Origin of the sequence: Actinomyces ruminis, assembly GCF_002154335.2 — a bacterium.
In the GTDB taxonomy this organism is placed as follows: domain Bacteria; phylum Actinomycetota; class Actinomycetes; order Actinomycetales; family Actinomycetaceae; genus Actinomyces; species Actinomyces ruminis.
Map to the genome: position 1 here is coordinate 1 of NZ_MTPX02000048.1, position 3,390 is coordinate 3,390.

The window sequence follows — 3,390 nt, forward strand, 5'->3', positions numbered from 1 at the left end:
CGGCGCGTGCGGCTCCTGTGCCCGCGTTAGTGCACGGGCGACCGGCTCGGCGCGGCGCGCTGCATCCAGGCGGGCGGCGGCCTCGGCGTCCTGCGCGGCGGCGGCATCGAGCTGTTGCTGCTCGTCTAATAGCCGGGCGCGGCGGTCCAGGCGTTCTTGTAGCGCGCGTGCGACGTCGAGGGCGGCAGCGGCTTCTCGCCGAGTGTCGTCGGCCGCCCGTAGGGCCTCCTCGGCGGGGACGGCCGCAGCCCGGGCAGCCGCCACGGCCTCCTCGCCGACGGCGATAATCGCGGTGGTGTCGGGCGCGGCAGCGGTGACGAGGGCCTCCAGCCGGGCGGCGGGCGGAGCCGGCTCGGTGACGTCGGCGGGGGCCGCGGACTCGGCGTCGGGGATGCTGGGTGGTGCCCCGACGCCGGGAACAGTTGGTGCGTCGTGCGTTGATGCGCCGATGGCCGGTGACGGGGCACCGGGTGCGGGCAGTAGCGGGGCCAGGACGTCGGCGCGGGCGCGCAGGGCTGTCCGGGCCGCCTGGATCTGCTGCTCCACGCTGCGTCTGCGGGCGCGCAGTTCCTCCTGCATGGCGTCGAAGATGCCGGTGCCGAACACGTCGCGCAGCAGCTCGTGACGCTCATCGGAGGTGGCCCGCAGGAACTGGGCGAACTTCCCCTGGGGCAGGATCACGGTCTGGGTGAACTGTTCCCGGTCCAGGCCGACGATGCGTCTGATCTCCCTGCCGGCCTCGTCAATGCGGGTGATCGGCTCGGTTACGGGCGGACCGTCGGGGGCCGACAGCCGCCACAGCTTCACCGAGGCATTCTGCTTGGTGGTGCCGTTGCCACGTCGCTTCGGGCGCAGGTACTCCGGCGTGCGCAGGACCCGGTAGATGCCGGCGGAGGTGGAGAAGACGAGCTCTACCTCGCTGGGGGCGGTGGGAGCGACCAGGGTGGAGCGGATGCGCTGCTTGGAGGAGCCGTCGGAGTCGGCCACCTGCCCGTAAAGGGCGAACACGATCGCGTCAATGATGGTGGTCTTGCCCGAGCCGGTGGGCCCGGTCAGCAGGAAGCGGCCGGAACCGGTGAAGCGGTCGAAGTCGATGGTCTCCGTGCCGCGGAACGGGCCCACGCCGGTGATGGTCAGGCGGTGAAGGCGCATTAGCGCTCCTCCTTACTGTTGGTGCGGCTGCGGACGGCGTCGTAGGCCGCGGACATGATGGCGTGCTGGGCGGGGCTCGGATCGTCCCCCAGCATCTCGGCCAGAAAGCGGTCGGCCACCTCCACCGGGTCCGAGGTGCGGCTGATGATGATGGTCTCGCGCTGCTCGCGTTCGGGGCGGGCGTGGGAGAAGGCCAGCAGGTTGGAGAAGCGATCCTTCAGGCGGGCCATGGTGCCCGACGGCATGGGCCCGGTCAGCTCCACGCGCACCCAGTCGGTGGCGTGTGCGGCGTTTGCAGGGGCGAGCAGTTCCTCGAGCGTGCCGCGCAGCGTGATGGGCCGGTACGGGGTGGGCGTGGGGATGCGCTCCAGGCGGGTGACGCCGGAGGTGTCCAGCTCCAACAGCACGGAGGACTTGGCGGTGTCGGCCTCAGGAAAGGAGAAGGGCAGTGGGCTGCCGGAGTAGACCAGGCGCGGGGACGCGGGGGCGTGCAGTTCCTGCGGGCGGTGCAGATGCCCGAGGGCCACGTAATCGAGTCCACCGGAGGCGGCCGCCAGCGGTGAGCCGCCGAGCGTGGTGAATACGCCCGCCGGCACGGAGTCGATGCCGCCGACGCGTATGTCCCGTTCGGATTCGGGACTGGCCTGCCCGCCGACGACGAAGGCGTGCGCCAGGACCAGCGCCGGCACCTTGGCCTGGTCGTTGGCCCGCCGCGAAGCCAAATCGTGCGCCACCAGTCGCAGTGCCCCGGAGACCACCGCCTCGTGGCTGCGCGGCAGCAGGGCGTGGCCGTCGGCGGGTTCCCCGATGCGCTCTGCGAGCAGGCCGGGCAGAGATACGCGGGCGGCGTCGGGGTCCAGGTAGGGCAGGGCATAGACGTACAGGCCTGGGCCGCCGGCGGCGTCGGGGATGATGACGGGGCGGTCCACGTCGGCCACGCGCACGCGCAGGTCCAGCCCCTCGCGCAGCAGGTCGGCGGCGAAGCCGAGCCGCTGGGCGGAGTCGTGGTTGCCGGAGGTCAGTACCACGCGGGTGCGGTCGGCCAGGCGGCACAGGGTGTCATCGAGCAGGCTGACGGCGGCCGCGGGTGGGATGGCGCGGTCGTACACGTCCCCGGAGATGACGACGGCATCCACGTGTTCGGCCTCGACCAGCTCGATCAGGTGCTCAGCGAAGGTGGCCTGGGCGTCATCGAGCACCCGGCCGTGGAAGGTGCGCCCGAGGTGCCAGTCGGAGGTGTGGAGGATCCGCATGCCCGCAGCCTCTCACAGCCCTCCGACACGAATTCGAGGTGCTTAGCAGGTGGTGCTCAGGCGGTGGGCGCGTTCCAGACGGGTGACCCAGTGGTCGTCGTCGAGCTCAAGCTCCCAGCCGCCCGACCAGCGGGTAGCCGTCACCGTAAGGCTCCGGTTCATGCATTGACTCTATCCCGGGCAGCTATGGTGCAAGGCATGGATCAGACTGCCGCTTCGCCATTTCGTCCGCTGCCCGACGACAAGTGGCAGTGGCACCCTTCTCCGGTGCCCGGCCAGATCGTGTACGTGACCACTCACGACGCCGAAAATGAGGTGAATCTGGCGCCGAAGAGCTGGGTGTCGATGGCCGCCTTCCGCGGGCCGATCATCGGGTTCGGCTGCTCCGAGCGGCATCGGACGTGTGCCAACGCAACCGCTACCGGACGCTTCACCCTGAACTTCCCTACCACCCGGCAAGCCGAGCGAGTCGCAGAAGTCGCGGACGCGCCGAGAAGAAGCAGACTGGCGGTTGCGGGCCTGACTCTGGAGGAATCACACGTGGACGGAGCGCCGCACCTGCTGGAGTGCCCTGCGTACGCAGATTGCAGCCTGGTTAGAACGGTTCGGTTCGACGGTGGAGAAGTCTTCCTGTTCGGTAGGATCGAGATACTTGCGATGCATGAGGAGCTGCTCCGGCTACCAATACGGGAGGCCTACGCCCGACTCACCCCAGCCTTGTTCTGCGAGCCCGGTGTCGTCGGTGAAATGCGGTTGGGACCGGAGAAGAATGTCTGAAATCGGCATAAACGCCCCCGGCGGGCCAGAGGCCGTCTCGGAGAACCGCGTCATTCCAACGATCACGAAGTCGCGGATCGACGCCGTGAGCGCGTTTGTGCCGTTTTCGGACGTAGAGAATGTAAGTGTCTGCTCGGTGCTGGGGGTGTGTGACCCTATTTCGGACTGGCGGCCTGGTTGGGTCTGTCCTGGGATTGATCTGTCCGCG

General features: G+C 69.4%; 4 protein-coding genes. 2 read left to right on the forward strand and 2 right to left on the reverse strand.

Going from position 1 to position 3,390, the window contains the following annotated elements:
• Together BW737_RS09845 and BW737_RS09850 are read right to left on the reverse strand one after the other, a co-directional pair.
• A partial coding sequence (locus tag BW737_RS09845) for an AAA family ATPase (protein WP_180272182.1) occupies positions 1 to 1,152 on the reverse strand: 1,152 nt, incomplete at its 3' end.
• Positions 1,152 to 2,405 carry an exonuclease SbcCD subunit D gene (locus BW737_RS09850; RefSeq protein WP_086616099.1) on the reverse strand — a complete coding sequence of 418 codons (1,254 nt, stop codon included), beginning with the start codon at positions 2,403 to 2,405 and terminating at the stop codon, positions 1,152 to 1,154. The genes BW737_RS09850 and BW737_RS09845, both read right to left, overlap by 1 nt.
• Positions 2,406 to 2,603: 198 nt before the next feature.
• On the opposite strand from BW737_RS09850, the gene BW737_RS09855 reads away from it, so the two are divergent.
• Positions 2,604 to 3,182: a flavin reductase family protein gene (locus BW737_RS09855; RefSeq protein WP_180272183.1), complete on the forward strand. Its 579-nt coding sequence runs from the start codon at positions 2,604 to 2,606 to the stop codon at positions 3,180 to 3,182.
• A partial coding sequence (locus BW737_RS16955) for a hypothetical protein (RefSeq protein WP_218961885.1) occupies positions 3,175 to 3,390 on the forward strand: 216 nt, incomplete at its 3' end. The genes BW737_RS09855 and BW737_RS16955, both read left to right, overlap by 8 nt.